Source organism: Streptomyces dysideae, assembly GCF_001514305.1.
GTDB classification, from domain to species: Bacteria; Actinomycetota; Actinomycetes; order Streptomycetales; family Streptomycetaceae; genus Streptomyces; species Streptomyces dysideae.
Window position 1 is genome coordinate 119,124 of the sequence record NZ_KQ949076.1, and the last position, 24,265, is coordinate 143,388.

Genomic DNA, 24,265 nt, shown 5'->3' on the forward strand with positions numbered 1-24,265 from the left:
GCGCCGTGGACCAGTGGGACGAGAACAGGCAGGACTGGACGGACCCGGACCTCCCGGAGGGACCGCCGCCGGGCACCAGGACGGCGCGGGTGGCGGTGGTCACGGCTGTCGCGGTCGTGCTGTGCGCGGTGGCGGGCATGGGGATCTGGGCGTGGGCGCGGGACGGCGGCTCCTCGAACGCCGGGTCGCCGGGCGGGTCCTTGCCGAGTGCGCCGTACGGCGCGGAGACAGCTTCGGGGGACGCGGCCGGTTCCGGTGAGGTCCCGTCGCACCCGTGCGCGGCGGTGAGCTATGAGCTGGCCCAGGAGTGGGGGCTGCAACACGACACCACGATGACCGAACCTGGATGCCGCTGGGCTATGCAGGACGACGGCCGGACGAGCTTCATCGTGCTGCGCTACTCGGACGAGCCGCCGGCACAGTGGGACAGCGTGTCGCCGATCGCGGTCGACGGTGTTCCCTCGGCGACGAGCGTCAAAGTCAGCAACTCCATATGCATGGTCATGTGGCCGACGTCGTACGGGAGCGCGAACGTGTCCGCCATTCAGGGCTACAACGCCGGCGGCGAGGATGTGTGCGATGCCGCCGCGGACTTCACGGCAGCGGTGGCTCCCAACGTGCCGGGCTGACGCACCACCCCGGCAGATCGACCTCCGCCCGTACGGTCTTCCCGGGCGCCGACGCCTCCCGGTCCAGCACCTCCCACCGGTCGGCGAGCGCGTCGACGAGCACGAGTCCGCGCCCGTGTTCGTCGAGGGGCCGGGTAGGCCGTACGTCACCCGGTTTCTGCGGACGTCGTTCGGCGCAGGTGTCGCTCACCTCGACACGCACGCTCCCGGTGACGAGGGAGAGCCGCAGCTCGAAGTCCCGGCCGGGTACGCGTCCATGGGTCACGGCGTTGGCGGCCAGCTCGGCGACGATCACGGCGACGGCGTCGGAGGCGTTACTGCCGTGCGGGACGCCCCAGTCGTGCAGTTGGTTCAGGGCGAGGTGCCGGGCGAGGCGGGCGCCGCGGGGCGTTGCGCTGAGGCGCTGGGTGAACATACGTACGGTGACCGGGGGTTGGGGGGTGGGCGGTGCGTTCATGCGCCCAATCTGGCGGTCGGGGAGGGGACTTCACCAGGTCGGCGGTGCGTACGACGCGGGAGCGTACGCGGTTACGGACTGGACGGTACTCGTGACCTGACGTGACCATTGGCGCGGGAGGTGACCGACAGTGGTCGATGGTGTGGGCGCGGGTGGTGAGCCGGAGTCGTCGGACAGTCTGCGGACGTTCGGGGCGGTCGTCCAGGCGTTGCGGGAGCACGCGGGGCTGAGCCGGGAGGAGTTCGTAGACCGGGTGGGGCTCTCCAAACATCCCCCTCCTCAGTGGCAATGATCAGCCACGACCCTAACCTTCGGGGGCGTCGGCCGACGACCAGCGCGAGCTCCCCTCCCGCCCCTCACACCACACCTGTCAGTGGCCAGTTCGGGTCTGCCAAACGAGCGGTGTAACCAGGGTGGTTGGGGTTACTGACGGGCTGTTGCGGCGCACCGGCCCGGCCCCGGGCGGCCTCTCGGGTCGAAGAAACGGCTCAGACCATGAAGAACAAGCTCAGGAGAACTTGGTCAGGTGTTCGGTGAGGGCATGGGCAACGTCGCCATCCAGTTCGTCCTCGTTGACCCAGACGACACCGACCTCGCCCTCTGTCTCGTCGATGATCAGCTTCGCACCGTGGGGGAGGCCCCGGACTCTCTCCACACGCCATTCGTTGGTCCCCACGCGGACGCCCCATCCCCAGATTCATGCTGCGGTGACCCCCGTCAGAGATAAACGGAATGGAAGCACGCGAATACAGGCTGTGTGTAGGTATCGATCGAAAATTCGCGAATATCTACTTATCGATCTGGTCGTTGTCTGCCGCGAGGCCGCGGAGCCGGCGCTGCACGCGGGTCCATTCCCGGATGTCTTCGAACTTGGCGGCCTTACTCTCCGAGGTCTGGTCGGCGTCGCGTGTCGCAAAGACGATCAGACGCATGCCTTTGCGCTTCAGCTCGATGACGTCGGTGTCCACGAGCTCTCCGTCGGCCAGTTCGTGCTGAATGCGGGCTGGCAGCCGTGCCATGAACCCGGCAGCATCCCCGGAGGTGCTCACCTTCACCTCGACCTCCGAGGTGCCCTCGCGCGAGTCGGGCAGGAGGGTGGGTTCGCCACCCTCCAGAATCTCTTTGGCGCTGCCAGGCTCCCAGCCGAGAGTCCGCTCGAGCTTGTCGATGGTGAGCGGCATGGTCTTGTAGCCGTCGCTGGACTCGGCGCGCTGCACGGTGGAGTAGCCGATGCCGGCCGCTTCCGCGAGGTCTTCCTGCCTCCAGCCACGCGCCTTGCGTGCGTCACGGATGGCCTTGGCGAGGCGCTTCCAGTCCCGGGGGGTGGTGGTCATAGTCGTCATCATCTCCCACGGTAAGGCAACACTCATAGCGCCTAGCAACCTCTTGACCAGTAATAATCGGCGCACATGCCACAAAAGTGTTGCCTACGCGCATTCTCTCTCACCGGTCCCGTGCCGTGAACCCCGTCCACCCAGCCTCACTCGTACCCGCCGTGACGCTTCCCGCACCCCACCAATCAGAGTTACACCTTGCGGAGAGGTCTCATTGGGCCTACCGTGCTCCTCGTGACACCTAACGGAGCCACAATCAAGGCCTTTCGTGAGGTGCGTGGGCACTCGGTGAGGCGTCTTGCGCACCTCGCTGGGCGGCATCCGAGCACCATCACGCGCATCGAGGAAGGGTGCCGGGGCACGACGCCCGAGACCCTGCGGCGGATCGCTGCGGCTCTGGAGATCCCTGTCGAAGCCATCACCAGGGAGAACCCATGAGCCGGACCGCGGTGTCGGCGCTCAGTCCGCCCTTGGTTGACCCGCTTCTTCATTTCACGGCGGGGCGCACTCGTGCCGTCGCGGCGAGGAGTGAGGTCAATTCCGCCCCGTATGGCCCGAAGCGGATGAACGCACGGGCCGCCCGGTCAAGAACTGAGGGCCGCCCGTACGCCGACAAGCCCGGGAGCCCTCACCCCCCACTCACACCAATGTCCAGTCAGAACGGAGGCAGCCCGTTGTCTCAGGCCAGCGCCAAGATCAGTCCGCCGGAAGAGCCGGAGTCCGACGTCATCGCCCGCGCGCACAGCGGCGACCGCGATGCGTTCGCCGCCCTGTACAACCAACATCGTGACACTGTGTACGTCAGCATCGTCCGCCGGGTGCGAAACCGGGACCTGGCAGAGGACCTGACCCAAGAGGTCTTCGTGCGGGCGCTGCGCCGCATGGAGACCTTCGCCTGGCAGGGGAAGGGCCTCGGCCCCTGGCTGCAGACGATCGCCCGGAACCTGATCATCGACCACTACAGGTCGAGCCGGGTACGGCTCGAAGTTCCGTCGGGCGACTTCTTCGAGTCGGGGAAGCTGGGCTGCAACGCCGAGGACGTCGCACTTGGGGTCCTGAGGGCCGTTGAGGCCCGCAAGGTGATTGACTACGCGCTGCCCCTCCTCAGCGCCCACCAGCGCACGTGCATCCGGCTCAGGTTCTTGGAGGAGCTGTCCGTGCCCGAGACGGCCCGGGTGATGGGCCGGCAGCCAGGCGCGGTCAAGACGCTCCAGTACCGGGCCCTCCGCAGCCTGATGCGGATCGTTCAGCCTACCGAGGAGGTGGCGGCGTGACGTCGAACAGGAACGTCCAGGCAGCCGCTGCCGTCATCCGTGAAGGCCTCGCGCGCTTCGGGGAGGAGGTGGCGTTCGATCTCGCGCTGGCTCTGAACACCAACGCCCTTCTGGGGCCCAGCCTCTACGGGACCGAAGAAGAGCAAGCCGCACCCCGGGCGGAGCTGCTGCGCACCCTGGTGGTCCGGCGGCAGGACCCGCCCGCCACCGAGCAGTCGGAGGCTCATCCGGCGACCACGCTTGAAGCCGAAGTTGACACATGGGAGGCGAAGTGTGCCCGAGCCCATGCCGTCTGGGCCTCGCTGGGCACGGAGTTCCACGGTCACAGGCCCGAGGTCATGGCCATCGAATGGGACCGCGACCGCGTCGTGGTCTGCATCAAGGCGGCGTCCCTGGCCGATTGGGAGTTCTGGCTCGGTGCCGCCGGAGCGCCGGTGGACGCCGACACCCGGCAGACCGGGTACGCGCAGCTGGCGTTCGGCGAACGTGACGGGGTGCCAGTGCACTTGGTGGCGCACGACGTGCCGCGCCTGCTGGGCGAGGCATGGCACGCGGCCCGCGAGCCGTACTTCCTGTGGGGGCGCATCTACGATCTGGCCTGTCCGCTGATCGACTGCGACGGCAACACCTGGCACTACCACGGCTACCGGGCCCAGGACAGTATTCCCCTGTTGCAGAAGCGGGACACCGACGAACCCTGCGCGCTGGCAAGCGTCGTCCTCGACGCCGGACCGCTGACCCCCGGGAAGCCGCCTGCCACATCAACCAGCACCGCGGTCGCCGGGGATGGCGACACCGCATGAACCTGATAGTCGGACGGGACGGCACCGCAGCGAGGTGCGGGAGAACTCACTGGATGCCGCACCCGGATGCTGTGAGCCGGTTTCCCGCCCGCGGCGCGGCGGCTCCGCGGGCGGTATCCGGCCACAGGCGCGGTCGGCGCTTGGCCGCGATGTCCTCGGTCCAACCGACGCCCACGATGAGCAGCCCGACAAGCGGCCAGGTGATCAGGAACACGAGGACGGAGGAGGAGCTCTCGAGCAGTCCCGAGTACGTCGGCCAGACGCCCGGGATCTCCCAGAGCAGATCGACCAGTGGCACGCCGGCGATGATCGCCGCCTCGTGCCACAGGTAGATCGTCACCGCACGGTTGTTGGCCAGTGTGATCGGTCTGTCGAAGCGCATGAGTGGCTTGGGCAGTTCCCGCCAGGTCGGCGAGACGAACAGCAGCAGGACGCAGAAACCGAAGGACCACAGGGCCTGGGCCAGGGGAATTTCGTTGAGGTCCCAGCCGTCCTCGCCGAGGTGCCCGGAGGCCCACCACAGGCCGAGCGCCATCGATGCGGGCGCCAAGGACAGGGCGATGTAACTCGGTACACGGCGCAGCAGCCCGCGGTGGTGGGCGAAGCCGAGGATCCAGCACGAGCCGTAGACCGCGAAGTCCTTGATGGCCTCACCCGTGGCTCCAGGGATCTCCACCAGGCCGGTTCCCACTGCTGCGGTCAGCGGCAGCGGGGCCAGCAGGGTCACCCACGGCGACCTCCGGAACATCCTCCACAGCAGCGGCGAGAGCAGCACGAACCAGAAGTAGGCCCGCAGGTACCACAGGGGACCCGCCGCCTGCTCGGCCCAGGAGCCGTCGAGGAGGCCGTCCGGGCTCCCGATGTGCCAGGGGAAGGGCGGGGTACCGACCGGCACGACCCAACATAGGATTTTCAGCCACCACCAGAGCTCCTCCCCCTTCCCGGGATGCCAGCCGCGCGAGAACAGAGCTCCGAGCACCACCAGGCCGTACAGCCACAACGGCAGCAGCAGCCTCCGAAGGCGGCTGCGGATAACACCGAGGACGGGCCGCTGCAGCGAGCGGGCCATCAGCGAGCCCGCCAGCGCGAACATCACACCCATGGAGGGGAAGACCAGCGCCAGCCAGGCCCAGCCGAAGGAGTGATAGACGACGACGCGGAGGAGCGCGACGGCGCGCAGCAGATCGAGATAGCGGTCGCGAGCAGAGCCGGACTGCGCCACATCGGCGGCTTGCGCGGACGCGGCGGATGTGGCGCCGCCCTGCGAATGCCGGGCGGCGGACGCCCCCGCCGGGGTACTCGCGGTCACCCGGGATGCTTCTCTTTCAGGACTGTGGTGTTCCAGACCACCGGGGCGGACGCCGGGGCCCCGACCGCTCCGGTGCGGCGCAGCTTCTGCCAGCGCAGCCGCCCACCGGTCAGCGCGGTGATCCACGACTGCAGCAGGACCGCGTACATCAACTGGCGGTAGACGACCTGCTGCAGCGGCAGCGAGATCAGGTGTGCAAGCCGCTCGCCGTCGAGCCGGAAGGCGTACGCGGCGCAGAACGCCTGAACGGCGAGGACGCCCAGCCAGGCCAGGACGGTACTTCCGGTGGGCCCGAAGACCAGGCCGTAGGCCAGGAAGATGTCCATCAGCGGTGCCAGAAGCGGGGCGACGACCGTGAACAGGGACACCAGCGGCAGCCCGACCCGGCCGAAGCGGCCCGAGGGCCCGGCCTCCACCACAGCCCGGCGGTGCTTCCAGATGGCCTGCATAGTGCCGTAACTCCAGCGGTAACGCTGAGACCACAGCTGCTGGACGGTCTCCGGCGCCTCAGTCCAGGCACGGGCCTTCTCGGCGTACACCACTCGCCAGCCGTCCCGGTGCAGGGCCATGGTGACGTCGGTGTCCTCGGCCAGGGTGTCGTCGCTCATCCCGCCGACACGGTCCAGGGCCTCGCGGCGGAAAGCGCCGACCGCACCCGGAATGGTGGGCATGCAGCGCAGGACGTCGTACATCCGGCGGTCGAGGTTGAAGCCCATCACATACTCGATGTGCTGCCAGGCCCCGATGAGGGTGCCGCGGTTGCCCACCTTGGCGTTTCCGGAGACCGCGCCGACAACTGGGTCTCCGAAGGGCTGCACGAGTTCGCGCACGGTCGACGGCTCGAAGACCGTGTCGCCGTCCATCATCACGATGATGTCGTGGCGAGCGTGGGCGATGCCGTTGTTGAGGGCCGCGGGCTTGCCGGCGTTGGCCTGCCGCAGGACTCTTGCGTTCGGCAGGGCGACTTGCTCGACGATGTCTGCGGTGCCGTCGGTCGACCCGTCGTCGATCACGATGATTTCAATCGGGTGGTCGCTGTCCGCCAGGGAGCGCAGCGTGTTGGTGATGCATCTGGCCTCGTTGTAGGCCGGGACCAGCACGGTGACCGGCTCGGTCACTGAAGGGAGGCACCGCCCGCGCGCCCGGCGGGCATGTGTCCAGGAGAGCAGCAGCATGAGCGCGAAGCGAGCGAGACCCAGTACCCCGACCACGGTCAGCGCGAAGATCAGGATACCCGTCACCCGCTCGGAGAGGCCGACCACGGTGATGAAGGCCTCGCCCTTCCGCAACTCGGTGCCAGTGACCTCGGTGTGCGCGCTGGGTGCCTTGAGGGCCTGGGTGAGCGTCGGGAAGCTGTAGCCTTCGGCCCGCAAGCTGGGCAGCAGCACATCCAGAGCGGCCAGGGTCTGGGACCGGTCGCCGCCGGAGTCGTGCATCAGGGCGACGGCGCCGTCGCCCCGTTTCTCGGGCAGCGCCCTGCGGACGATCTCGTCGACGCCGGGGCGCGCCCAGTCCTTGCTGTCGGTGTCGATGAACACCGTGATGTAGCCAAGCTCGCCGACGTGGCGGGTCACCGGCCAGGACCTGTTGTCCAGGGAGACGACGGTCGCGGAGTAGGGCAGGCGGACGAGCGAGGTACGGATTCCGGCCGCTCCGGTGAGCGCGAGCTGGTTCTGCGCCAGTTCCCAGGTGAGTCGCGAGCGGGACTGGAAGGAGAGGTCGGGGTGGTTGAAGGTGTGCAGCCCGACCTCGTGTCCCTCGGCCACCATGCGTTCCACAAGCTTGGGATAACGGGCCGTCATATTGCCGGTGACGAAGAAGACCGCGTGGGCGTGGTGCTCCTTCAACTCGTCCAGGATCCTCGGCGTCCACGTCGGATCCGGGCCGTCGTCGAAGGTGAGAACAAGTGTCTTGTCCGGGATCTCGTAGCTGACCGGCGCCCCGCCACCCCGGGTGTCGAGAACCGGCCCGCCCTTCAGGAATTTCTTGGGTACCTCGTCTGCGGAAGCCGGGAGCCGCGCCCGATGATCGGCGAAGATCTCACTGTGTACGTAGCCGTGCAGGCACAGCATGGCAAGCAACACGACGAGGAAGAGCAACGGCAGCAGATGGCGCATCGGCAGCCAACGACGGCGGGCGCGGCCGCTCGGGGAGGTCATTGCACCACCCTGTACTCGGCCGACTGCACGCTCGCCGAGGGGGTGGGCGCCGCGGAGGGACCGGGGGACGCGCTCGGCCCAGGGCCTGGGTCTGTGCCTGTGTCCGGACCAGCACCGGTGCCGGAGTCCGGATATGCGCCAGGATCAGCACCGGCGTCTGCACGGTCATGTCCAGGCACGTGGTTCACGACGGTACGCTTCGCACCCCGAGCTCCACCCGGGAGACTTCGGCGGCTGAGCAGGTCGCGCGGCTCGGCTGAGCGTGCGGCGCGGCCGTCTGTGCTGGAATCCGGGTCCGGGGCCGGGTCTGCGCCGGTGCCGGGTGCGGGGGCTGCGTCCCGTTCAGTACCGTGCTCGGGAGTGGTCGAGACCTTCGGGGCGGCGCGCCCTCCGTGTCGGTCCGGCAGGGCCGGTTCCGTGTCCCGGGCACCGGACGTCGGCTGCCACAACAGCTCACCTCGCCGGGCGTTGCCCTGGCCGGGCGGGGCGCCGAGGGCAACAGGAGCGAGGCCCGGCAGGGCGCCGGGCCTCGCCGTGACGCGCTCGTCGGGTGACGTGACCACCATGCGGCCCGGAGTCTCCTTCTGGCCCAGAGTCTCCTCCTGGCCCGGAATCTCCTCCTGGCTCGGAATGGGCAGCCGGGCGGGGGCGACATGCCCCCTGAGCAACGAGAAGACGAGGACCGTCGCATAGCAGGTGCAGGCTGATCCGAGGATCCATCCGAGGCGCCGGAGTTTGTGCTTGCGTCGGCCGCTGTTGTCCACAAACACCGGTTCGCCCTGCTCCGCTGGCAACTCGCCGTCACTGGCAAGGGCCTGATCGGCGGACGCCCCGTGGAAGCCGCCGATCGATGTATCCGATGGCGACGACGTCGAGGGGGCGTCATCCAGATCGGTCAAGGACACCATGTCGGTGTTCGGAGCAGGTGCGCCTCCCGGAGGCACACAAAACCGCGAAGTTTCCTCAGATCTACGCACATCACACTCCAGGAGACTGAATCGATCAACGCAAGGGGCGCCCACCCCGTCTCTGCAGCCAGGCAGGATTTCCTCCGCCCGGGTACTCCGGTACTCCACGAGTTCAACCTGAGTAACTACGCGTCGGCGTCGTCATGCAGCTCTCTGCAGGGTTTCGCCGAAATGCGGTCTCACAACCTCGGGTCCAGGAAGCTGTCACGTTCCAGGAACGCCAGTTGCGCGTATCCGGCCTGCCTGGTGTCGGCGTCCACCGGCGCCCCGATGATGCCGAGCCAGAGATCCCGTTGGCGTCCAGCGCCGGCGCGGGCTTGAACGCCGGCTTTTGTTCGAAGCGCGTGAGGTCTTCACGGATGGCGGCGGCGACTGCCGGGATGTTCCTGTTCAGCGTCATCAGGCTGCCACCGCCTTGGCGAGCGCCTCGGTGGGCCGGACGATCCGCATCAGGCTGCGGAGGGCCCGGTACTGGAACACCTTGACGGCGCCCGGACGTTGGCCCATCACCCGGGCCGTCTCGGCCACGGACAGTTCCTGCAGGAATCTGAGCTGGATGCACGTACGCTGGCGCGGGCTGAGGAGGAGCAGCGCGTCATCAACCATCTTGTGGGCCTCCACGGCCATCAGGTTGTTGAGCGCGGTGTCCACAGCGTTGCGGACCAGCTCGGACGACTCCGAGAACTCACCCGTGGGCATCTCAAACCGGGCTGGGCCGCACCTGTAGTGGTCGGCGATCAGGTTCCGGGCGATCGTCTGCAACCAGGCCCCCAGGTCCTTCCCCTGCCAGGTGAAGGTCTCCATACGGCGCAGCGCCCGCACGAAGACCTCTTGAGCCAGGTCCTCTGCCAGGTCCCGGTTGCGCACCTTGCGCAGGATGGCGACGTACACCGCGTTACGGTGCTGGCGGTACAGGGCGGCGAACGCCTCGCGGTCGCCGCTGCGCGCGCGGGTAATGAGCTCGGGCTCCGGCCCTTTGGGCGGACTGATGTCGGCATCGCATGCCTGAGTCAATGGACTGCCTCTGTTCTGGCTGGGCATCGGTGGGGTAAGGCGGGTGTCCCGGTTTTGCCTTGCCGGCGCGAAGGACGGCCCCGGTTCTTGACCAGGCCGTCTGGGTGCCTCTCCGCTTCCAGCCGGGCGGGGCGAGGCAACCCCGTGCCTCCCTGCGAGGGCGCCCGACGTGAAGCGCAGGAGTGGGCCGACGCGGGGCGGACTGAGCGTCGATTCCGTGGTCTGGCTCACGGCCTCTCCCTGGTGATGGCCTCGATGGGGATCTCTAGAGCCGCAGCGATCCGCTTCAGGGTCTCGGGCGTCGTGCCCCGGCACTCTTCTTCGATGCGCGTGATGGTACTCGGATGCCTATCTGTGAGGCATGCAAGACGCCTTACTGAGTGGCCACGCGCCTCACGAAAGGCTCGAATTGTGGCTCCGTTGGGTGTCACGTGGAGCACATTATGGGTAGCTATGCGTCATTGCAAGGCGAGACACTGCTCTGTGAGATGAAAAAACATCACCGTGATGCCTCGGCGAGGCTGACTGATCGGCCACAGAGGGGTGCGGCGGGTGGGCGATATCCCACAGAGGCAACATTTTTGCGCCTTGCGTGCTGATCGTTACTGGTCAAAAGCTTGAAAGGTGCTGTGAACGTTGCCTTACCGTGAAGCATCATGACGACTATGACCACCACCCCCCGGGACTGGAAGCGCCTCGCCAAAGCCATCCGTGACGCACGCAAGGCGCGCGGCTGGAGGCAGGGAAACCTCGCGGAAGCGGCCGGCGTCAGCTACTCCACCGTGCAGCGCGCCGAGTCCAGCGACGGCTACAAGACCATGCCGCTCACCATCGACAAGCTCGAGCGGGCTCTCGGTTGGGCGCCTGGCAGTGCCAAAACGGTCCTGGCGGGCGGCGCGCCCGCCCTCCTGTCCGAGTCGGGTGAGGACGCCCCCGGTACCGAGGCGGAAGGGTGCGCCTCCGGGGATGCCGCCGAGCAGTTCATGGCACGACTGCCGACCCGCATTCAGCACGAACTGGCCGACGGTGAGCTCGTCGACACCGACGTCATCGAGTTGAAACGCAAGGGTATGCGCCTGGTCGTCTTCGCGACGCGCGGCCCTGACCAGGTCCCGGATGACAAGGCAGCCAAGGCCGAAGACATCCGAGAGTGGACCCGTGTACAACGCCGACTCCGCGGTCTTGCGGCCGACAACGACCCGATCGATAAGTAGATATTTGCGATTTTTCTACCGGTCTCTACACACGGCACGTATATGCATGCTTCCATTCTGTTTATTCCTGACGGGGGTCACCGCAGCACGTCGCATTTGGGGATGGGGTGTCCGCGTGGGGGCCAGTGAATGGCGTGTGGAGAGAGTCCAGGGCATCCCCCACGGCGCGAAACTGATCATCGACGAGCCGGAGGGCGAGGTCGGTGTCGTCTGGGTCGACGAGGACGAGCTTGACGGCGACATTGCCGACTTAATCGCCGAGCGCCTGACCGAGTTCTCCTGGCCCCTCGCCTTTTGAGGGGGCTGGTCGGGTTCCGAGAGGGCGTTTGATGTAGGCGAATTGCCGTTTATTTCCTAGTAGGTTCCTCGCCAGGTGGGTGTGCTCTCGTCCGTTATGCGCTTGGCTAGGTTGTCGATCGAGGCGATGTGGATCACGGCCTCGGAGCTGGCGGGCAGGGTCTCGTCGTCGCGGGCGAGGCGGCGATGCATCGCACCGGCCAGCTGTTCTTCGACGAGACGATCACGGCGAGAGTCGGCGCGCTCTCGCCGTACTCGACCAACACCGTCACCCGCACCACCCTCGCCCAGGACTCCATCTACGACGACGGAGGCGCCGCGTCCGGCCTCCTCACCCTCACCGCACTGGGCAGTTCGCCGTCTGCGGGTCATGCGGGGACCCTGACCCTCGGCATCGAACAGAGCTGACAGGACTGACAGGGCTGACGCGGCTCCCCGGTCCCGCACGCCGGCAACGGGACCGGGGAGACCCCGCCCAGGACCCGCCTACTTCTCCGGGCACTCCTTCCACGCCATGTGGTACACCGTGCTGATGTCCCCGTCCGTCGAGTCCATGGCCATGAAGCTGACCTTGTCGGGGTTCACGGAGCCGGCGCTGACGCGGAGTTCGGTGTTGATGTTGAAGTTGCGCTGTACTCCGCAGGGCGCCCAGACCAGCTGGGCCCACTCGGTGGAGTCGGTGGCCTGCCAGTTGTCGTTGAGGGGGCCGGTGAAGGGGTGACTCCTGGACGCCGTGTTCGGGGAGCCCTGGAAGTAGTACGAGGCTCTCTGCATGCCGCTCGCGCCGGCCTGGAGTGCGGCGAAGCCCCGGTAGTCGACGCTGGCGATGGCGTACGTGAAGCCCTGCGGGACGTGGACGATCAGGTTGAGCTGGCAGTTCTTGCGGAACGCCGTGGAGTTGGAGTCGCCGCCCGCCTGGGCGAGGTAGTCGCTGTAGGTGACGGTGAACGCCGTGTTGTCCTCGGAGACGGCTACGGCGGTCGTGCCCTGCGGGCAGCCGGAGCCGTTCACCGTGGCGACCTTGATGACGATCTTGTCCGGGGGCGGGTTGTCGAACGAGGAGGAGGGGGCGGCCTGTGCGGGCAGTGCGGTGGTGGTGAGGAGCGCGGCGATCGCGCTGCTCAGGAGGAATCCGCCGGACATGGCTCTCCTAAAGGTTGGGGGGTGGCTGCGCTCCCGGCCCTCGTGGTTCAACTGAACTGTGGTTCAACTTTGAAGAACCAATGGGGATCCCGTGAAGACCGGGGGCGATCGCATCGTAGGGAGCCGCACGGGACACGGTCAGGGCGAACTCCGGCCATTCACATCCGCGTGATTCACAGGGTTACGGGGGTTACGGAGTTACAGGGCTACGGAGACCGCCGGCCTCGCTTCCGCTTCCGCCGTCTGTTCCTTCCGGTACGCCCGGATCGAGTAGCCGAGTGCCGCTGCCCACAGCGCGTACAAGGCGACGTAGACCGTCGTGGCGAGGCCGCCGGACACGCCGAGCCAGTCGCTGTTCAGCAGCGTGCGGACGTTGGTCACGAGGATCACGCCGCCCACCACCGAGCCCAGGACCCGCGGCGGCAGGATGCGGACCAGCCAGGCGGCGATCGGGGCGGCGACCAGGCCGTCGGCCAGGAAGGCGGCCACCCACAGCCAGGCGATGCCCTGCGAGCCGAGTGAGAGGAGGAAGCCGAGGCTGGCGGCGATGGCGACCAGGAACTCGCTGGTGTCGATCGAGCCGATCACCTTGCGTGGCTCCATCCGGCCCGAGGCGAGGAGCGCGGGCGTGCCGACCGGGCCCCAGCCGCCTCCGCCGGTCGCGTCGTGCGCATGCGGTCGGTGTCCCGTCTTACCCAGGTTTCCTGCCGGGCTGGTAGGGATGGCCGGGACGGGACGCTAGGGCATCAAACTGAGGGCAAGCTGAGAGTCGCCGTCGGAGACCGTGATCGCCGCCGCGCCGACTGTCGACCAGACCGGCGCGGCGGAGGTCGCCGACGATGCCAGGCGTCAGCTCAGCCGGATCATGTTCCAGGACAGCGGTTCCAGTACGGCGGTGAGGTTCCCGTCCTGCAGCGTGGTGCCCTCGATCTGGTGCGGGGCGACCCGCTCGGGGTCGTCGAGGGTGTTCCGGGCGTCCGGGTCGGCGTCCGCGAGCGCGCTGTGCTCGACGACCGAGGTCAAGTCAAGCCCGTTCAGGGCGACTTCGAGGGGCAGGGCGTCTGTCTGGCTGCGGTTCACCGCGAAGACGGTGACCGTACCGTCCTCGGCGCGTACCGCCGTGGCGTGCAGCAGGTCCGCCTCGCCGTACTTCTTCGTCTCGTACGTCGGTGAGTCGACCCGTACGTCCAGGACCTCGCCGCGGCCGTACTTCGAGGCCTGTGCGAAGGGGAAGAAGGTCGTCTGGCGCCAGGCCGGGCCGCCCGGCTCCGTCATGATCGGGGCGATGACGTTCACCAGCTGGGCGAGGCAGGCGACGGTGACGCGGTCTGCGTGCCGGAGCAGGGCGATGAGGAGCGAGCCGAAGACGACCGAGTCCAGGACGCTGTAGTTGTCCTCGAGGAGGCGGGGGGCCTCCGGCCAGTCGTCCTGCTCGAACGTCTTCGCCTGCGCCTCCCAGCGGGAGAGGTACCAGACGTTCCACTCGTCGAAGGAGAGGTTGATCTTCTTCTTCGACTTGACGCGGGCGCCGACGTGGTCGCAGGTGGCGACTACGTTCTCGATGAACGACTCCATGTCGACCGCCGAGGCCAGGAAGGAGTCGACGTCGCCGTCGTGCGGCTCGTAGTAGGCGTGCAGGGAGATGTAGTCGACCAGGTCGTACGTCTCCTGGAGGACCGTCGCCTCCCACTCGGCGAAGGTGGGCATGCTCTGGCCGGAGGAGCCGCAGGCGACCAGTTCGATGCCGGGGTCCTGCTGGCGCATCGCTCGGGCGGTCTCGGCGGCGATACGGCCGTATTCCTCCGCCGTCTTGTGGCCGGTCTGCCAGGGGCCGTCCATCTCGTTGCCGAGGCACCAGAGGCGGATGCCGAAGGGGTCCTTGTCGCCGTGTGAGATGCGCTGCCCGGAGAGGGCCGTTCCTGAGGGGTGGTTGGCGTATTCCTGGAGCTCCAGGGCCTCTGCCACGCCGCGGGTTCCGAGGTTGATGGCCATCATGGGTTCGGCCTGGGGGCCGACCTTCTTCAGGAACGCGATGTACTCGGAGAGGCCGAAACGGTTGGACTCCGTCGAGTGCCAGGCCAGGTCGAGGCGCTTCGGGCGGTCTTCGGCGGGGCCGACCGAGTCCTCCCACTTGTAGCCCGAGACGAAGTTGCCGCCGGGGTAGCGGAGGGCTGTGACGCCGAGTTCGCGGACGAGGTCCAGGACGTCCGTGCGGAGGCCTTCGGCGTCGGCCGTGGGGTGGTCGGGTTCGAAGATGCCGGTGTATACGCAGCGGCCGAGGTGTTCTACGAAGGAGCCGAAGAGGCGGGGGTTTACTTCGCCGACCTTGAAGGCGGGGTCGAGGGTGAAGCGGGCGGTGTGCATGCGTGCGTGTGCCTTCCGGGGTGGGTGGTTCCTGGTTCGTTGGCGGGTGGTTCTTCTCAAGGGACTTACTGTCCGGCCAGACCGGTGTGGGCCACGCCCCGCACGATCTGGCTCTGGAAGAAGACGAACACGGCGATCAGCGGGAGGCCCGCGATGATGCCGCCGGCCATGAGCTGGGGCCAGACGATGCCGAAGGAGTTCTGCACGGTGGCGATGCCGTTCGGCATGGTCATCAGGTCGGGGTTGTTGGTCACCATGAACGGCCACAGGAAGTTGTTCCAGGAGGCGATGAAGGTGAAGATGCCGACCGCCGAGAGGGAGGGCTTGGAGAGGGGGATGACGATCGTGAAGAAGATGCGCCAGCGGCCGGCGCCGTCGATGAACGCCGCCTCCTCCAGTTCGCGGGGCAGTGACTGGAAGAACTTGTAGAGGATGTAGACCATCGCCGCCGGCGCGCACTGCGGCAGGATCATCCCCCAGTACGTGTCGACCATGCCGAGCGACTGGACCGTGGTGAACAGGGGCACGCCGAGGATCGCCGGCGAGAACATCAGGCCCGCCATCGTCAGCGCCATCAGGGCGGACTTGCCGCGGAACTCGGTGCGGGCGAAGCCGTATCCGGCGAGCGAGGCGACCAGCAGCACGATGAACGTGACGCAGACGGACACGACGAGGGAGTTCACGAACCAGTTGGGGATGTTGCCGGCCTCGAGGACGCCCTTCCAGGACTCCAGGGTGAAGTCCTCGGGGATCCAGTGCGGCGGGGCGACCGACTCGGTGGGGGTCTTGAGGGACGTCGACAGGGCCCAGAGCAGGGGGGCCACCCAGACCGCGGAGAGGGCGAGGGCGACCAGGGTCAGGGCGATCTGTCCGGGCGTCCAGGTGCTGCGGGGCTTGTGCATGACGGGAGTCGGAGTCGGCACTGTCATCGGAGGGTTCCCTCCTCGCGCTTGCGCAGCAGCCACATCCGTCCGAGTGCGACGGCCGCGATGATCAGGAACAGGATGAAGGAGATCGCGGAGGCGTAGCCCACGCGGTAGCTGGTGAAGCCCTGTTCGAGGGTGTACTGGACGAAGGTGCGGGTCGATTCCTCGGGGCCGGGTCCGAACTGGTACATGACGACGGCCTGGTCGAAGACCTGGAGCGAGGCGAGGATCTGCAGCGCGAGGACCAGGCCGGTGATGTTGCGCAGGTTCGGCACGGTGATGTGGAGCATGCGCTGGAAGGCGTTGGCGCCGTCCAGTTCGGCCGCCTCGTAGAGGTGGTGGGGGATGGCCTGGAGGGCCGCCAGATACAACAGGAACGAGAAGCCGACCGTCCACCAGAGGGTCGCGATGACGACGGCGAGCATGGCCGTGGACTTCTGGGTGAGCCAGGGGGTGTCGGTGCCCAGGACGTGGTTGACCATGCCGTTGGTGGGTTGGAAGAGCCACCACCAGAGGTTGGCTATGACGGCCGACGGCAGCAGGAAGGGCATGAAGAAGCAGAGCCGCCACAGCCACTTGAAGTGGACGGTGTGGTGGGCGATCAGCGCCATCAGCAGCGCGGCCACGACGATCATCGGGACGACGTAGAAGGTGAACTGGACGCTGTGCCACAGCGAGTTCCACACCAGGTCGTCCTTGAGGGCCTCGCGGTAGTTGTCGAGGCCGATGAAGCCGGTGTGTTCGCCGGAGATGTTGGCGTCGGTGAAGCTGAGGTAGAGGCCGCGGACGACCGGCACGATGACGAACAGGCCGTAGAGGACGAAGAACGGGGCTACGAACCAGCCGCCGTGCTGGAAGCGGCGGCCCCAGCGCAGGCGGGCGGAGTCGGCCTCGGTGGCCGTGCGGGGGCGCAGGGTGGTGGCGGTCGCGAGGGTGGTCGTGGTGCTGCTCATGCGTCTGCTCCCGCCTGCTCCTGGGCGGCCGTTCTGCCGTCCATCGGGTTCTTCGCCGCGAGCAGCTGGGCCAGGGCGGACCTCATGCGGCGGGCCGCGGCGTCCGGTTTCGCCGAGCCGAGGTTGGCGGCGGCGATGATCGGGCCGACGCGGTGGGCGAGGACGCCGGTGGAGCCGGCGAACCAGACGCGGGGTTCGGTGGCCGGATGGTCCATGGCGGGCCTGGAGTACTCGTTCTGCGGGGCGAGTTCGAGGTAGGCCTTGTCCTGGAAGGTGGGGAGGTAGGCGGGGACGTGACCGCCGCCCGCCCAGGCGGTGGCGTTCTTGACCATGTAGGCGGCCAGCAGGTGGGCGCCCTCGTTGGCGGCGCCGCCGCGGTCGGACTGGTGGGGCAGCACGAAGGAGTGCGACTCGGCGTGCGTGGCCGGGGTGCCGAAGACGGGCGGCAGCGGCTGGGCGCCGTAGTCGATCTTCTCGCCGTTGAAGTACGGCACCGACCAGTTGCCCTCCCAGGTGAAGGGCGATCCGGCGATGAAGGCCTCGCCGTCGGCCTCGCCGACGTTCACATAGCCGTCGGTGACGTGCTTGCGGAGGAACTCCAGGACCTGGGTGGCCTTGTCGGTGTCGAAGGTGACCTCGGTGCGGTCGTCGTTGAAGTAGGTGCCGCCGAGCTGCTGGTAGAAGGAGAGGAAGAACCACCAGGAGAAGTTCTCGTCGTGGGCGTGCAGGCCGAGGGTCTGTAAGCCCTTCTTCAGCTGTCCCTTGGCCGCCTTGAGGATCTCGAACCACTCGTCGGGGGAGGTGGCGGACGGCAGCCGGCCGTCGGTGTCCAGCAGGCCCGCCTTCTCGCAGACGTCCCTGCGGTAGAAGTTCAGCTGGACGTGGATGTCCAGGGGCAGCGCGTACAGCTTGCCGTCGACGAGGCCGCGCTGCCAGAGGACGGGGTTGAAGTCGGCTTCCTTGACGCCGTACTTGGCGAGCAGGTCCATGTCCCAGGCGTCGAGGAGCCGGCCGGGTGCGAAGCCCGGGATGCGGCCCTGGTGCATGACCGCGAGGTCGGGGGCGCGGTTGCCTGCCGCGGCCATGGCGAGCTTGGTGTAGTAGGGGCCGCCCCAGGTGAGTGTGGACGCCTTGACGGCGACGTCCGGGTTGGCCTTGCGGAAGGCGTCGACCATGGTGACCTGGTTGGCGCCGTCGCCGCCGCTGAAGAGGTTCCAGTACCGCACCCGGGTGCGGGCGCCGGAGGTGAGTGCGTCGGCGCCGGTGCCGAGTGCGGCGAAGCCGAAGGTGGCCGCGATGCCCAGGCCGCCGGCGGTGGCCAGAAGTTGCCTGCGATTGAGGCCAGGTCGTCCCATGCCCTGCCCTAACTGTGCGAGTACGAGTGCGAGTGCGTACGTTGCATGCGTGGCGCGTTCGAGATATCGAATTATGCTCGTAACTTCGAACGGGACCGTAAAGTTGAAGCGCTTCCGCGTCAATGGTTCATGCACGGGTTTCGGACAGCGCCGGTCGTTCCCCGTTGAACAACGGTCGCCGGATCGCATGACGTGGGCACGCCGCGCCGCGTAGTCTCGAACGGCCTGCTGTGCGGCGGCGAGAGAGGGAGAGCGATGGACTTCGCGGGCGCGCGGATCAGAGCGGCCCGGATCGCCGCGGCACTGCGGCGCTCGCACGCCGGGTCCGCGATGCGCGACCTGGCCACCGATCTCAGCGACGCCCTGCGGGCCAGACCCCAAGCCCCGGCGGACGTCCGGGAGTTGTGCCGGGCGCTGTGCGAGGAGATGGGCGCACGGCGGGGTGGGCGGCCCGTGGAGTTGCGGTTCGAGCGGTTCCCGGACGAGATCGAGGTCACCGGGCTGTGGCTGGAGTTCCAGGACTTCGACCTGGTCATCGTCGAGGAGCGGGCCGAGGCGGTGCAGCAACTGGTCATCCTGGGCCATGAGTTGTGGCATCTGCACGCCGGTCACGGCCATCACCACGTGGCCGGTACGGCGGCGGCGCACGCGCTGGCGAACGAGCCGGGCTGGCGGGACGCGCTGACGGTCGCCGCGCGCAACGGCTCGCGGGAGCGGGACGAGGCCGAGGCCGACGACTTCGGACACCGGCTGGCGGCGGCGTTCCGGCCGCTGCTGTCGGGGCGGGCCGTGGAGGCGCCGCTCGATCCTGTGCAGCGGTCGCTGGGCTATCGCCGACGCGGAGGCCCGACGCGATGACATGGCAACTGGCCCTGTCTCCCGTCGACTTCGTCCACGAGTTCTACCCGTCGTTCTGGTGGATCCCGGCCGGGGTGCTGGCCGCCGCCCTGGCGATCAAGCTGCCCAGCATCATCCGGCTGTGGAAGGACCCGCTGCTGCGTGCGGTGGGCGGTCTGCTGCTGCTGGCGTGCGCGGTGTTCGTGTTCGTGGCGCCGTCGACGATCGCGTGGGTCAACCGGATCACGGGCGTGCCGAACATCTCGTCGCCGTGGGTGTACTCCCTGCTCACCGCGTTCTGCGGCTCCTGTCTGCTGCTGATCATCACCTGGCGCAACGGTCTGTCCGACCGCTCGGCCCGCACCCGTCGCGCCATGCGGTGGGTCGTCGCCGTGTACTCCTCCGTGATCGTCGCGCTCTGGGTGCTGTTCGGCCTCGCCGACGTGCCCGTGGAGCGGCTGCGGGACCTGGACACGTACTACGCCAACACGCCGTACATGCGCGAGATGATCGTGCTCTATCTGGTCGCGCACATCGTGGCCGCGCTGATCACGAACGGACTGATCTGGAACTGGGTCCGCACCGACGGGCTCGACGCGTGGCTGCGCTGGGGGCTGAAGTTCCTGGGCGTCGGCTACGCGCTGCAGCTGGGCTTCGACGCCGCCAAGTTCACGGCCGTGGGGGCTCGTTGGACCGGCCGGGACCTGGACTGGCTGAGCACGGGCGTCGCGCCGCCGCTGGCCTGCCTGTCCGCTGTCCTGATCGCGATCGGCTTCATCCTCCCGCACGCCGGCCAGTACCTCCACGACCGCTGGCGGGTCCGGCTCGCGTACCGCGAACTGCGGCCCCTGTACGCGCTGATGAGGACCGTCAACGGCCGTGGCGTCCCGTTCCCGCTGCGCGCCACGCCTGAGCTGCGGCTGATCCGCCGGGAGACGTTCATCCGCGACGCGCTGCTGCCGCTGGCCCGCTTCATCGACGAGGAACGACGCGAACGCTCGTACGCCGCCGCGCTCGCCCTCGGTCACCCGCCGGCCCGCGCGAAGGCACTGGCCGCGGCGGCCGCGGTCCTGGACGCCGTGGACACCCGGAACCACACCCAGGAGGGCGAGACCACCGCAGGCCCCGACACCACGGACCTGCTCCGCGACATCGCCCCCGTCTCCCGCGCCCTGCGCCACACGGACGCCCTCCGGGCGATACGGGCCCGGACACCGGACGACCTTCCGGTCGCCAACTGAGCGTTTGCGGCGAGCTGTTGACGCCGAACGGAGCCGCGCGGTCCGCAGGGCTGCGCCACCACGGGGGAACGGGACGGCGACGCGGCCGACGTACGACCAGGCCCCGTATCCCGCCCGGCACCATCGGCCACGCACACCCGAGGCCCCGGACGCTGCTCCCCCACAGGCAGCGCCCGGGGCGTCGGCTTGCGATCCTTTCTTTTCGGGGGCCTGAATGTCAACCATTCCTGCTGAACGCGGCAGCTATTGCTGCGTTTCCTGGTCGACCCCGTCTGGTCGCGGCCGGAAGGACCCGATACTCTCCCGTCAGCCCTCAGTCACGGATCAGGGAGAGCCCGGTGCTTGACGCCCACACTTCCCTCGCCGAGGTGCGCGAGCGTCTCGAGGAGCTGACCGGGCGGCCGGGCGGGCTGGCCGAGGTGTTGGACGTGGGCGGGCTGTCGTTCCGCACCGGGATACCCGCCGATGTCGTGGCCGTCCTGCTGGCGGGCGGGACCGTGCCGGAGACGAGCCTGAGCGACCGCGTGCGACAAAGGCTGGATTTCGTACGCGAGACCCGGCGCCGCCCCGACGGCAAGCGGTACGCCCTGGACGAGCTGGCCAGGATCGCGGGGACCAGCCGGCAGTGGCTGAGCGAGTGGCGCCGCAGCGGACTGCCCAGCCTGGAGCACGCCGACCGGATCCGCCGCCACTTCGACCTGCCCGCCGGTTTCTTCACCGCGGACGAGACCGAGGCCCTCCACACCGCGCTGCAGCCGGTGCTCCAGGAGTACGAGGCGAAGGCGGACCCGCTGGCCCCACTGCGCACCCCCGCCTTCTACCGACTGGCCCGGCGCGCCCCCCACATGTCGCCGCGCAAGCTGCGGGCCCTCGCCGAGTGGGCCGAGATGGTCACGGAGCAGAACCCCGCGGGCGACGACGACTTCTGAGTACGGCTGGGGCCGCGGCCGCCGTTCGGAACGGTGTTTTCGGCCAGCCCTGCCCTGCTTCCGCATCCCCTTCCTCCGCTACGCCCCTTTCCTCCTCGTCAGATTGTCATGTCCGCGACGATGAAGGTGGCTGAGGCGACGTCCGGCTTGGCATATTGCACAGCATCGAACACACCCGCGCAGCCACGGGGAGAACCGTGCGTACGAACAGGGAGATGCGTCGTCTCGCCGATGTCCTCATCGACCCCATCCGGGTGCCGGTCCCCGCGGACCCCGAGGACCTGTTCGACGCACTCGTCGCCTCCGCCACCCGCTGGCGGGGCCGCCGGATCGTGGTCCACAAGGAGGTCTTCCCGCCGCACACCGCCAGCGGACTGTGGCTGGAGCGGGAGTCGCACGACGACGTCATCGTCGACCGGCGGGCCGCCGCCTGGCACCGGATCGTGATCTTCTGCCACGAGGTGTGGCACATGCACCAGCAGCAGGCGAACACCGCCGACGCCGGCCTCCGGGCCGCCGCCCGCACCGACTTCACCCTCGCCGACGAGCAGGAGGCCGACCGCTTCGGCATGCTGATGGGCCGTCGGCTGCGCCCCTGGCTGGAGGCCTCCGCGGACTCGGTGTTCGCGGCGGACGGCAACGGCACCCAGGACCTCGCCGGCCGCATCGGCGCCGCCCTCAACTACCGCGGGACACGCGGATGAACGGCGTGGCCAACTACATCAGTGCCGGTGTCCTCTGGCTCGGCCTGGTGGTGAAGGCCCCCGACCTGGTCCGGCACCGGCGCGACCCCCATCTGCGGGCCATCTGCGTGGTGCTCGGCCTGGCCGGCCTCTGCTTCTTCCTCGGCGCCGCGCCCACGGTCGGCGCGGTCAACCGCCTCAGCGGGATCCCGAACCTCGCGGCGCCGCTGACGTACGTGGCGATCACCGCGTACAGCGCCGCCTCCCAGGTGCTGATCGTCTGCTGGCGGGGCGGCCCCGGGGTGCGCCGCACCGCACGGCGCTGGATCCTCGCGTACACGGGCGTCGTCGCCGGCATCGCGGCGATGTTCGCGCTGGGCGACGCGCCCGTGGAACGCCGTACCGACCTGGACATCTACTACGCGACCACGCCGTACACCCGCGAGATGATCCTGCTCTATCTGACCGGGCATCTCACCGCCGTCAGCGTCACCACGGTGTCCGCCCTGCGCTGGGCCCGCGAGGTGCACGGCTGGCTGCGTGCCGGGCTGACGACCCTGGGCCTGGGCACGCTGTTCGGCGCCGGGTACAGCGCGTCCAAGCTCGCCGCGGTGGCCGCCCGCTGGTACGGGCACGACTGGACGCTGCTCGGCACGCACGTCGCCGCGTCGGCCGCCGGGCTCGGCGCCCTCATGACGGTCGCGGGCGTCCTGATCCCGCTGACCGGGCCGCGGCTGACGGAGTGGTGGCGGGCCTGGCGGACGTACGCCCGTCTCGAACCCCTGGAGCGCGAACTGGACGACCTCCTCGCCCGCCGGTCGCTGCGGCTGCCGCGGCCGCGCTGGTCCTCCCCCACCACCCGGCTGGTCTGGCGGCAGACCAGCATCCACAACGCGCTCAGCCACCTGGACGCGTACCTCGACCGGGACCTCTACGACGAGACCCTCCAAGCCGCGCTGCGCACCACCGGCGATCCCGAGCGCGCCTCCGCCACCGCCTGGGCGACGGTCATCACGGCGGCCGCCCGGGACGAGCGGCACGGTGTCCCGTACGCCGGTGAGACCGACTGGTTCCGGGACCGGGCACCCCGGCCGGACGCGCTGGTGCACATCGCCGACGTACTGGCCGGCTCCGCGCCCGTCCGTTCCGCCACGGTCCGGGCGGTGACGTCCCGGGCATGAGTCTCGTCGTCTATCTGGCCGCCGGTGTCCTCGCGCTGTCCGCCGTCGTGCTGTTCCGCAGGCCGCGTACGGTGCTGCGCGAGCCGTCGGCGTTACGGAACCCGCTGACCGTGTCCACCTGCGTGGCGATCACGCTCGGCGCGCTCGTCTTCGTCTGCTCGGCGCCGATGACCCTGGCCGCGGTCAACGACCTCACCGGCATCCCGAACTTCGGGGCCCCGCTGACGTACGGGATGCTCTCGGCGTACAGCTGCTCGCTGCTGATCCTGCTGATCAACTGGCGGGGCGGGCCGCCGGAGCGGGTGCGGCGGCTGGTGCTGCGCAGTATCGCCGTGTACGGCCCGCTGATCGTGGCCGTGGTCGTGCTGTTCGCGCTCGCGGACGCGGACACCGAGCGGCTGACCGACCTCGACACGTACTACGCCGACACGCCCTACATGCGCGAGATGATCGTGCTCTATCTGCTCGGGCACAGCGCCGTCATGGTGGCGATGGCGGTGGTGTGCGTGCGGTGGGGGCGCGAGGTGACCGGGCTGCTCAGGACCGGGCTGCGGCTGATCTTCATCGGCGCGGTGCTGGACGTGGCGGGGTTCCAGCTCACCAAGTACACGGCGGTCGTGGCCCGTTGGACCGGCCACGACCTCGACTTCCTGTCCACCAGCATCGCCCCGCCGATGGCGTCGCTCGCCGCCCTGATCTGTTCCGCCGGCTTCCTGCTGCCGAGGCTGCTGCCGGCGGCGGTGGCGCACTGGCGCGGCCTTGGCGACTACCGCAGGCTCGGGCCGCTGTGGTCCCGGGTGGGGTTCGTGTCCACCGCGCCGAAGCCGCCCGCGTCCTGGTGGCAGCTTCCGCAGGCGCGGCTGCACTGGCGTGAAGTGTCCATCCACGACGCCCTGTTGGCGCTGGCGCCGTACTTCGACGACCGGATCCGCGAGCGGGCTTACGCCGCCGCGGTGGGTGCGGGCCGTACGCCGCACGAGGCCCGGGTCGCCGCGGAGGCGGCCATGCTCGACGCGGCGGCGTGCCGGGCCGCCGCCCGGGAGGAGCCGCTGGACCGCCCGAGCGCCTACCGTCTGCACGCCACGGAGGTCTCCGGCACGGGCGGCCTGGTGGAGCTGGCGCAGGCCTTGGCCCGGACTCCTGCCGCGGACACGGTGCGTGAAGGTACGGTGAGAGCCTTTCCTGGCTAGGGACT

At 68.8% G+C, this 24,265-nt stretch carries 25 protein-coding genes and 3 pseudogenes; 14 read left to right on the top strand and 14 right to left on the bottom strand.

Annotated elements, in window-relative coordinates; all coding sequences use genetic code 11:
* Positions 1–5 precede the first annotated feature (5 nt).
* Positions 6–629 carry a DUF3558 family protein gene (locus AQJ91_RS03870; protein ID WP_067016346.1) on the top strand — a complete coding sequence of 208 codons (624 nt, stop codon included), beginning with the start codon at positions 6–8 and terminating at the stop codon, positions 627–629.
* Here the strand turns inward: AQJ91_RS03870 and AQJ91_RS03875 are convergent.
* The gene (locus AQJ91_RS03875; RefSeq protein WP_067016348.1) at positions 595–1,086 is read right to left on the bottom strand and encodes an ATP-binding protein; all 492 of its coding nucleotides are present in this window, start codon (positions 1,084–1,086) and stop codon (positions 595–597) included. The genes AQJ91_RS03870 and AQJ91_RS03875 overlap by 35 nt on opposite strands.
* Positions 1,087–1,216: 130 nt before the next feature.
* On the opposite strand from AQJ91_RS03875, the pseudogene AQJ91_RS55135 reads away from it, so the two are divergent.
* Positions 1,217–1,357 (top strand): annotated as a pseudogene (locus AQJ91_RS55135) (transcriptional regulator); the annotation flags it as partial.
* A gap of 237 nt (positions 1,358–1,594) precedes the next feature.
* On the opposite strand, the gene AQJ91_RS53340 reads toward AQJ91_RS55135, so the two are convergent.
* Both AQJ91_RS53340 and AQJ91_RS03880 read right to left on the bottom strand, forming a co-directional pair.
* Positions 1,595–1,741 carry a hypothetical protein gene (locus AQJ91_RS53340; protein WP_159054475.1) on the bottom strand — a complete coding sequence of 49 codons (147 nt, stop codon included), beginning with the start codon at positions 1,739–1,741 and terminating at the stop codon, positions 1,595–1,597.
* A 133-nt stretch (positions 1,742–1,874) separates the two neighbouring features.
* Positions 1,875–2,420: a helix-turn-helix domain-containing protein gene (locus tag AQJ91_RS03880; protein ID WP_067016350.1), complete on the bottom strand. Its 546-nt coding sequence runs from the start codon at positions 2,418–2,420 to the stop codon at positions 1,875–1,877.
* A gap of 234 nt (positions 2,421–2,654) precedes the next feature.
* On the opposite strand from AQJ91_RS03880, the gene AQJ91_RS58085 reads away from it, so the two are divergent.
* The 3 genes from AQJ91_RS58085 to AQJ91_RS03890 all read left to right on the top strand — a co-directional run bounded on the left by AQJ91_RS58085 (position 2,655) and on the right by AQJ91_RS03890 (position 4,497).
* A complete protein-coding gene (locus AQJ91_RS58085) occupies positions 2,655–2,858 on the top strand; it encodes a helix-turn-helix domain-containing protein (RefSeq protein ID WP_159054476.1) in 204 nt (67 codons plus the stop codon).
* Between the two features lie 236 nt (positions 2,859–3,094).
* On the top strand, positions 3,095–3,694 hold the full coding sequence (locus AQJ91_RS03885) for an RNA polymerase sigma factor (RefSeq protein ID WP_234381793.1): 600 nt from the start codon (positions 3,095–3,097) through the stop codon (positions 3,692–3,694).
* Entirely contained in the window at positions 3,691–4,497 is an 807-nt protein-coding gene (locus AQJ91_RS03890; protein WP_067016354.1) for a BN159_2729 family protein, read from the top strand. Before AQJ91_RS03885 ends, AQJ91_RS03890 begins: the two co-directional genes overlap by 4 nt.
* Before the next feature lie 46 nt (positions 4,498–4,543).
* Here the strand turns inward: AQJ91_RS03890 and AQJ91_RS03895 are convergent, their stop codons facing one another.
* The 4 genes from AQJ91_RS03895 to AQJ91_RS58090 form a co-directional block, all read right to left on the bottom strand.
* Entirely contained in the window at positions 4,544–5,806 is a 1,263-nt protein-coding gene (locus tag AQJ91_RS03895; protein ID WP_067016356.1) for an acyltransferase family protein, read from the bottom strand.
* A complete protein-coding gene (locus tag AQJ91_RS03900; RefSeq protein WP_067016358.1) occupies positions 5,803–7,965 on the bottom strand; it encodes a bifunctional polysaccharide deacetylase/glycosyltransferase family 2 protein in 2,163 nt (720 codons plus the stop codon). Before AQJ91_RS03900 ends, AQJ91_RS03895 begins: the two co-directional genes overlap by 4 nt.
* 1,367 nt (positions 7,966–9,332) lie before the next feature.
* Complete coding sequence (locus AQJ91_RS03905; protein ID WP_067016361.1) at positions 9,333–9,947, bottom strand: sigma-70 family RNA polymerase sigma factor; 615 nt, start codon at positions 9,945–9,947, stop codon at positions 9,333–9,335.
* A 227-nt stretch (positions 9,948–10,174) separates the two neighbouring features.
* Positions 10,175–10,387, bottom strand: a complete 213-nt coding sequence (locus AQJ91_RS58090; RefSeq protein ID WP_407696819.1) for a helix-turn-helix domain-containing protein — start codon at positions 10,385–10,387, stop codon at positions 10,175–10,177.
* A gap of 225 nt (positions 10,388–10,612) precedes the next feature.
* Here AQJ91_RS58090 and AQJ91_RS03910 point away from each other — a divergent pair, with 225 nt between their 5' ends.
* Positions 10,613–11,161 carry a helix-turn-helix transcriptional regulator gene (locus AQJ91_RS03910; RefSeq protein ID WP_067016363.1) on the top strand — a complete coding sequence of 183 codons (549 nt, stop codon included), beginning with the start codon at positions 10,613–10,615 and terminating at the stop codon, positions 11,159–11,161.
* A 136-nt stretch (positions 11,162–11,297) separates the two neighbouring features.
* Positions 11,298–11,459, top strand: coding sequence for a hypothetical protein (locus tag AQJ91_RS53345; RefSeq protein ID WP_159054478.1), 162 nt, complete (start codon positions 11,298–11,300; stop codon positions 11,457–11,459).
* Between the two features lie 56 nt (positions 11,460–11,515).
* On the opposite strand, the pseudogene AQJ91_RS48695 reads toward AQJ91_RS53345, so the two are convergent.
* Positions 11,516–11,650, bottom strand: a pseudogene (locus tag AQJ91_RS48695) (IS5/IS1182 family transposase); the annotation flags it as partial.
* A 3-nt stretch (positions 11,651–11,653) separates the two neighbouring features.
* Here AQJ91_RS48695 and AQJ91_RS03915 point away from each other — a divergent pair.
* Positions 11,654–11,866, top strand: a pseudogene (locus tag AQJ91_RS03915) (protocatechuate dioxygenase); the annotation flags it as partial.
* 78 nt (positions 11,867–11,944) lie between these two features.
* On the opposite strand, the gene AQJ91_RS03920 reads toward AQJ91_RS03915, so the two are convergent.
* The 6 genes from AQJ91_RS03920 to AQJ91_RS03945 all read right to left on the bottom strand — a co-directional run bounded on the left by AQJ91_RS03920 (position 11,945) and on the right by AQJ91_RS03945 (position 18,199).
* Positions 11,945–12,601 carry a DUF4360 domain-containing protein gene (locus AQJ91_RS03920; RefSeq protein ID WP_067016367.1) on the bottom strand — a complete coding sequence of 219 codons (657 nt, stop codon included), beginning with the start codon at positions 12,599–12,601 and terminating at the stop codon, positions 11,945–11,947.
* Between the two features lie 198 nt (positions 12,602–12,799).
* A complete protein-coding gene (locus AQJ91_RS03925; RefSeq protein WP_079084656.1) occupies positions 12,800–13,324 on the bottom strand; it encodes a TSUP family transporter in 525 nt (174 codons plus the stop codon).
* 126 nt (positions 13,325–13,450) lie between these two features.
* Positions 13,451–14,965: an arabinosylfuranosidase ArfA gene (gene arfA, locus AQJ91_RS03930; protein WP_067016369.1), complete on the bottom strand. Its 1,515-nt coding sequence runs from the start codon at positions 14,963–14,965 to the stop codon at positions 13,451–13,453.
* Between the two features lie 65 nt (positions 14,966–15,030).
* Positions 15,031–15,894 (bottom strand): carbohydrate ABC transporter permease, encoded by an 864-nt coding sequence (locus tag AQJ91_RS03935; protein ID WP_067016371.1) that lies wholly within the window; start codon positions 15,892–15,894, stop codon positions 15,031–15,033.
* Positions 15,891–16,844 carry a carbohydrate ABC transporter permease gene (locus tag AQJ91_RS03940; RefSeq protein WP_067016373.1) on the bottom strand — a complete coding sequence of 318 codons (954 nt, stop codon included), beginning with the start codon at positions 16,842–16,844 and terminating at the stop codon, positions 15,891–15,893. The genes AQJ91_RS03935 and AQJ91_RS03940 overlap by 4 nt, the downstream gene beginning before the upstream one ends.
* On the bottom strand, positions 16,841–18,199 hold the full coding sequence (locus tag AQJ91_RS03945; protein WP_067016375.1) for an extracellular solute-binding protein: 1,359 nt from the start codon (positions 18,197–18,199) through the stop codon (positions 16,841–16,843). Before AQJ91_RS03945 ends, AQJ91_RS03940 begins: the two co-directional genes overlap by 4 nt.
* A gap of 255 nt (positions 18,200–18,454) precedes the next feature.
* Between AQJ91_RS03945 and AQJ91_RS03950 the strand changes: the two genes are divergently transcribed.
* The 6 genes from AQJ91_RS03950 (at position 18,455) to AQJ91_RS03975 (ending at position 24,260) form a co-directional block, all read left to right on the top strand.
* A complete protein-coding gene (locus tag AQJ91_RS03950) occupies positions 18,455–19,057 on the top strand; it encodes a toxin-antitoxin system, toxin component family protein (RefSeq protein ID WP_199847838.1) in 603 nt (200 codons plus the stop codon).
* Entirely contained in the window at positions 19,054–20,277 is a 1,224-nt protein-coding gene (locus tag AQJ91_RS03955) for an MAB_1171c family putative transporter (RefSeq protein WP_067016378.1), read from the top strand. The genes AQJ91_RS03950 and AQJ91_RS03955 overlap by 4 nt, the downstream gene beginning before the upstream one ends.
* Positions 20,278–20,615: 338 nt before the next feature.
* Positions 20,616–21,206 (top strand): transcriptional regulator, encoded by a 591-nt coding sequence (locus AQJ91_RS03960; RefSeq protein ID WP_067016379.1) that lies wholly within the window; start codon positions 20,616–20,618, stop codon positions 21,204–21,206.
* A 197-nt stretch (positions 21,207–21,403) separates the two neighbouring features.
* On the top strand, positions 21,404–21,910 hold the full coding sequence (locus tag AQJ91_RS03965) for a toxin (protein ID WP_067016381.1): 507 nt from the start codon (positions 21,404–21,406) through the stop codon (positions 21,908–21,910).
* Entirely contained in the window at positions 21,907–23,070 is a 1,164-nt protein-coding gene (locus tag AQJ91_RS03970; protein WP_067016383.1) for an MAB_1171c family putative transporter, read from the top strand. Before AQJ91_RS03965 ends, AQJ91_RS03970 begins: the two co-directional genes overlap by 4 nt.
* The gene (locus AQJ91_RS03975) at positions 23,067–24,260 is read left to right on the top strand and encodes an MAB_1171c family putative transporter (RefSeq protein WP_067016385.1); all 1,194 of its coding nucleotides are present in this window, start codon (positions 23,067–23,069) and stop codon (positions 24,258–24,260) included. The genes AQJ91_RS03970 and AQJ91_RS03975 overlap by 4 nt, the downstream gene beginning before the upstream one ends.
* Positions 24,261–24,265 lie beyond the last annotated feature (5 nt).

Bases quoted from the DNA above. Each gene is read 5' to 3' on its own strand.
- AQJ91_RS03955 (WP_067016378.1), top strand. From the start codon at position 19,054: ATGACATGGCAACTGGCCCTGTCTCCCGTCGACTTCGTCCACGAGTTC.
- AQJ91_RS03880 (WP_067016350.1), bottom strand. From the start codon at position 2,420: ATGACCACCACCCCCCGGGACTGGAAGCGCCTCGCCAAGGCCATCCGT.
- AQJ91_RS03975 (WP_067016385.1), top strand. From the start codon at position 23,067: ATGAGTCTCGTCGTCTATCTGGCCGCCGGTGTCCTCGCGCTGTCCGCC.
- AQJ91_RS03940 (WP_067016373.1), bottom strand. From the start codon at position 16,844: ATGAGCAGCACCACGACCACCCTCGCGACCGCCACCACCCTGCGCCCC.
- AQJ91_RS03920 (WP_067016367.1), bottom strand. From the start codon at position 12,601: ATGTCCGGCGGATTCCTCCTGAGCAGCGCGATCGCCGCGCTCCTCACC.
- AQJ91_RS03945 (WP_067016375.1), bottom strand. From the start codon at position 18,199: ATGGGACGACCTGGCCTCAATCGCAGGCAACTTCTGGCCACCGCCGGC.
- arfA (WP_067016369.1), bottom strand. From the start codon at position 14,965: ATGCACACCGCCCGCTTCACCCTCGACCCCGCCTTCAAGGTCGGCGAA.
- AQJ91_RS03935 (WP_067016371.1), bottom strand. From the start codon at position 15,894: ATGACAGTGCCGACTCCGACTCCCGTCATGCACAAGCCCCGCAGCACC.
- AQJ91_RS03900 (WP_067016358.1), bottom strand. From the start codon at position 7,965: ATGACCTCCCCGAGCGGCCGCGCCCGCCGTCGTTGGCTGCCGATGCGC.
- AQJ91_RS03910 (WP_067016363.1), top strand. From the start codon at position 10,613: ATGACCACCACCCCCCGGGACTGGAAGCGCCTCGCCAAAGCCATCCGT.
- AQJ91_RS03875 (WP_067016348.1), bottom strand. From the start codon at position 1,086: ATGAACGCACCGCCCACCCCCCAACCCCCGGTCACCGTACGTATGTTC.
- AQJ91_RS03970 (WP_067016383.1), top strand. From the start codon at position 21,907: ATGAACGGCGTGGCCAACTACATCAGTGCCGGTGTCCTCTGGCTCGGC.
- AQJ91_RS03950 (WP_199847838.1), top strand. From the start codon at position 18,455: ATGGACTTCGCGGGCGCGCGGATCAGAGCGGCCCGGATCGCCGCGGCA.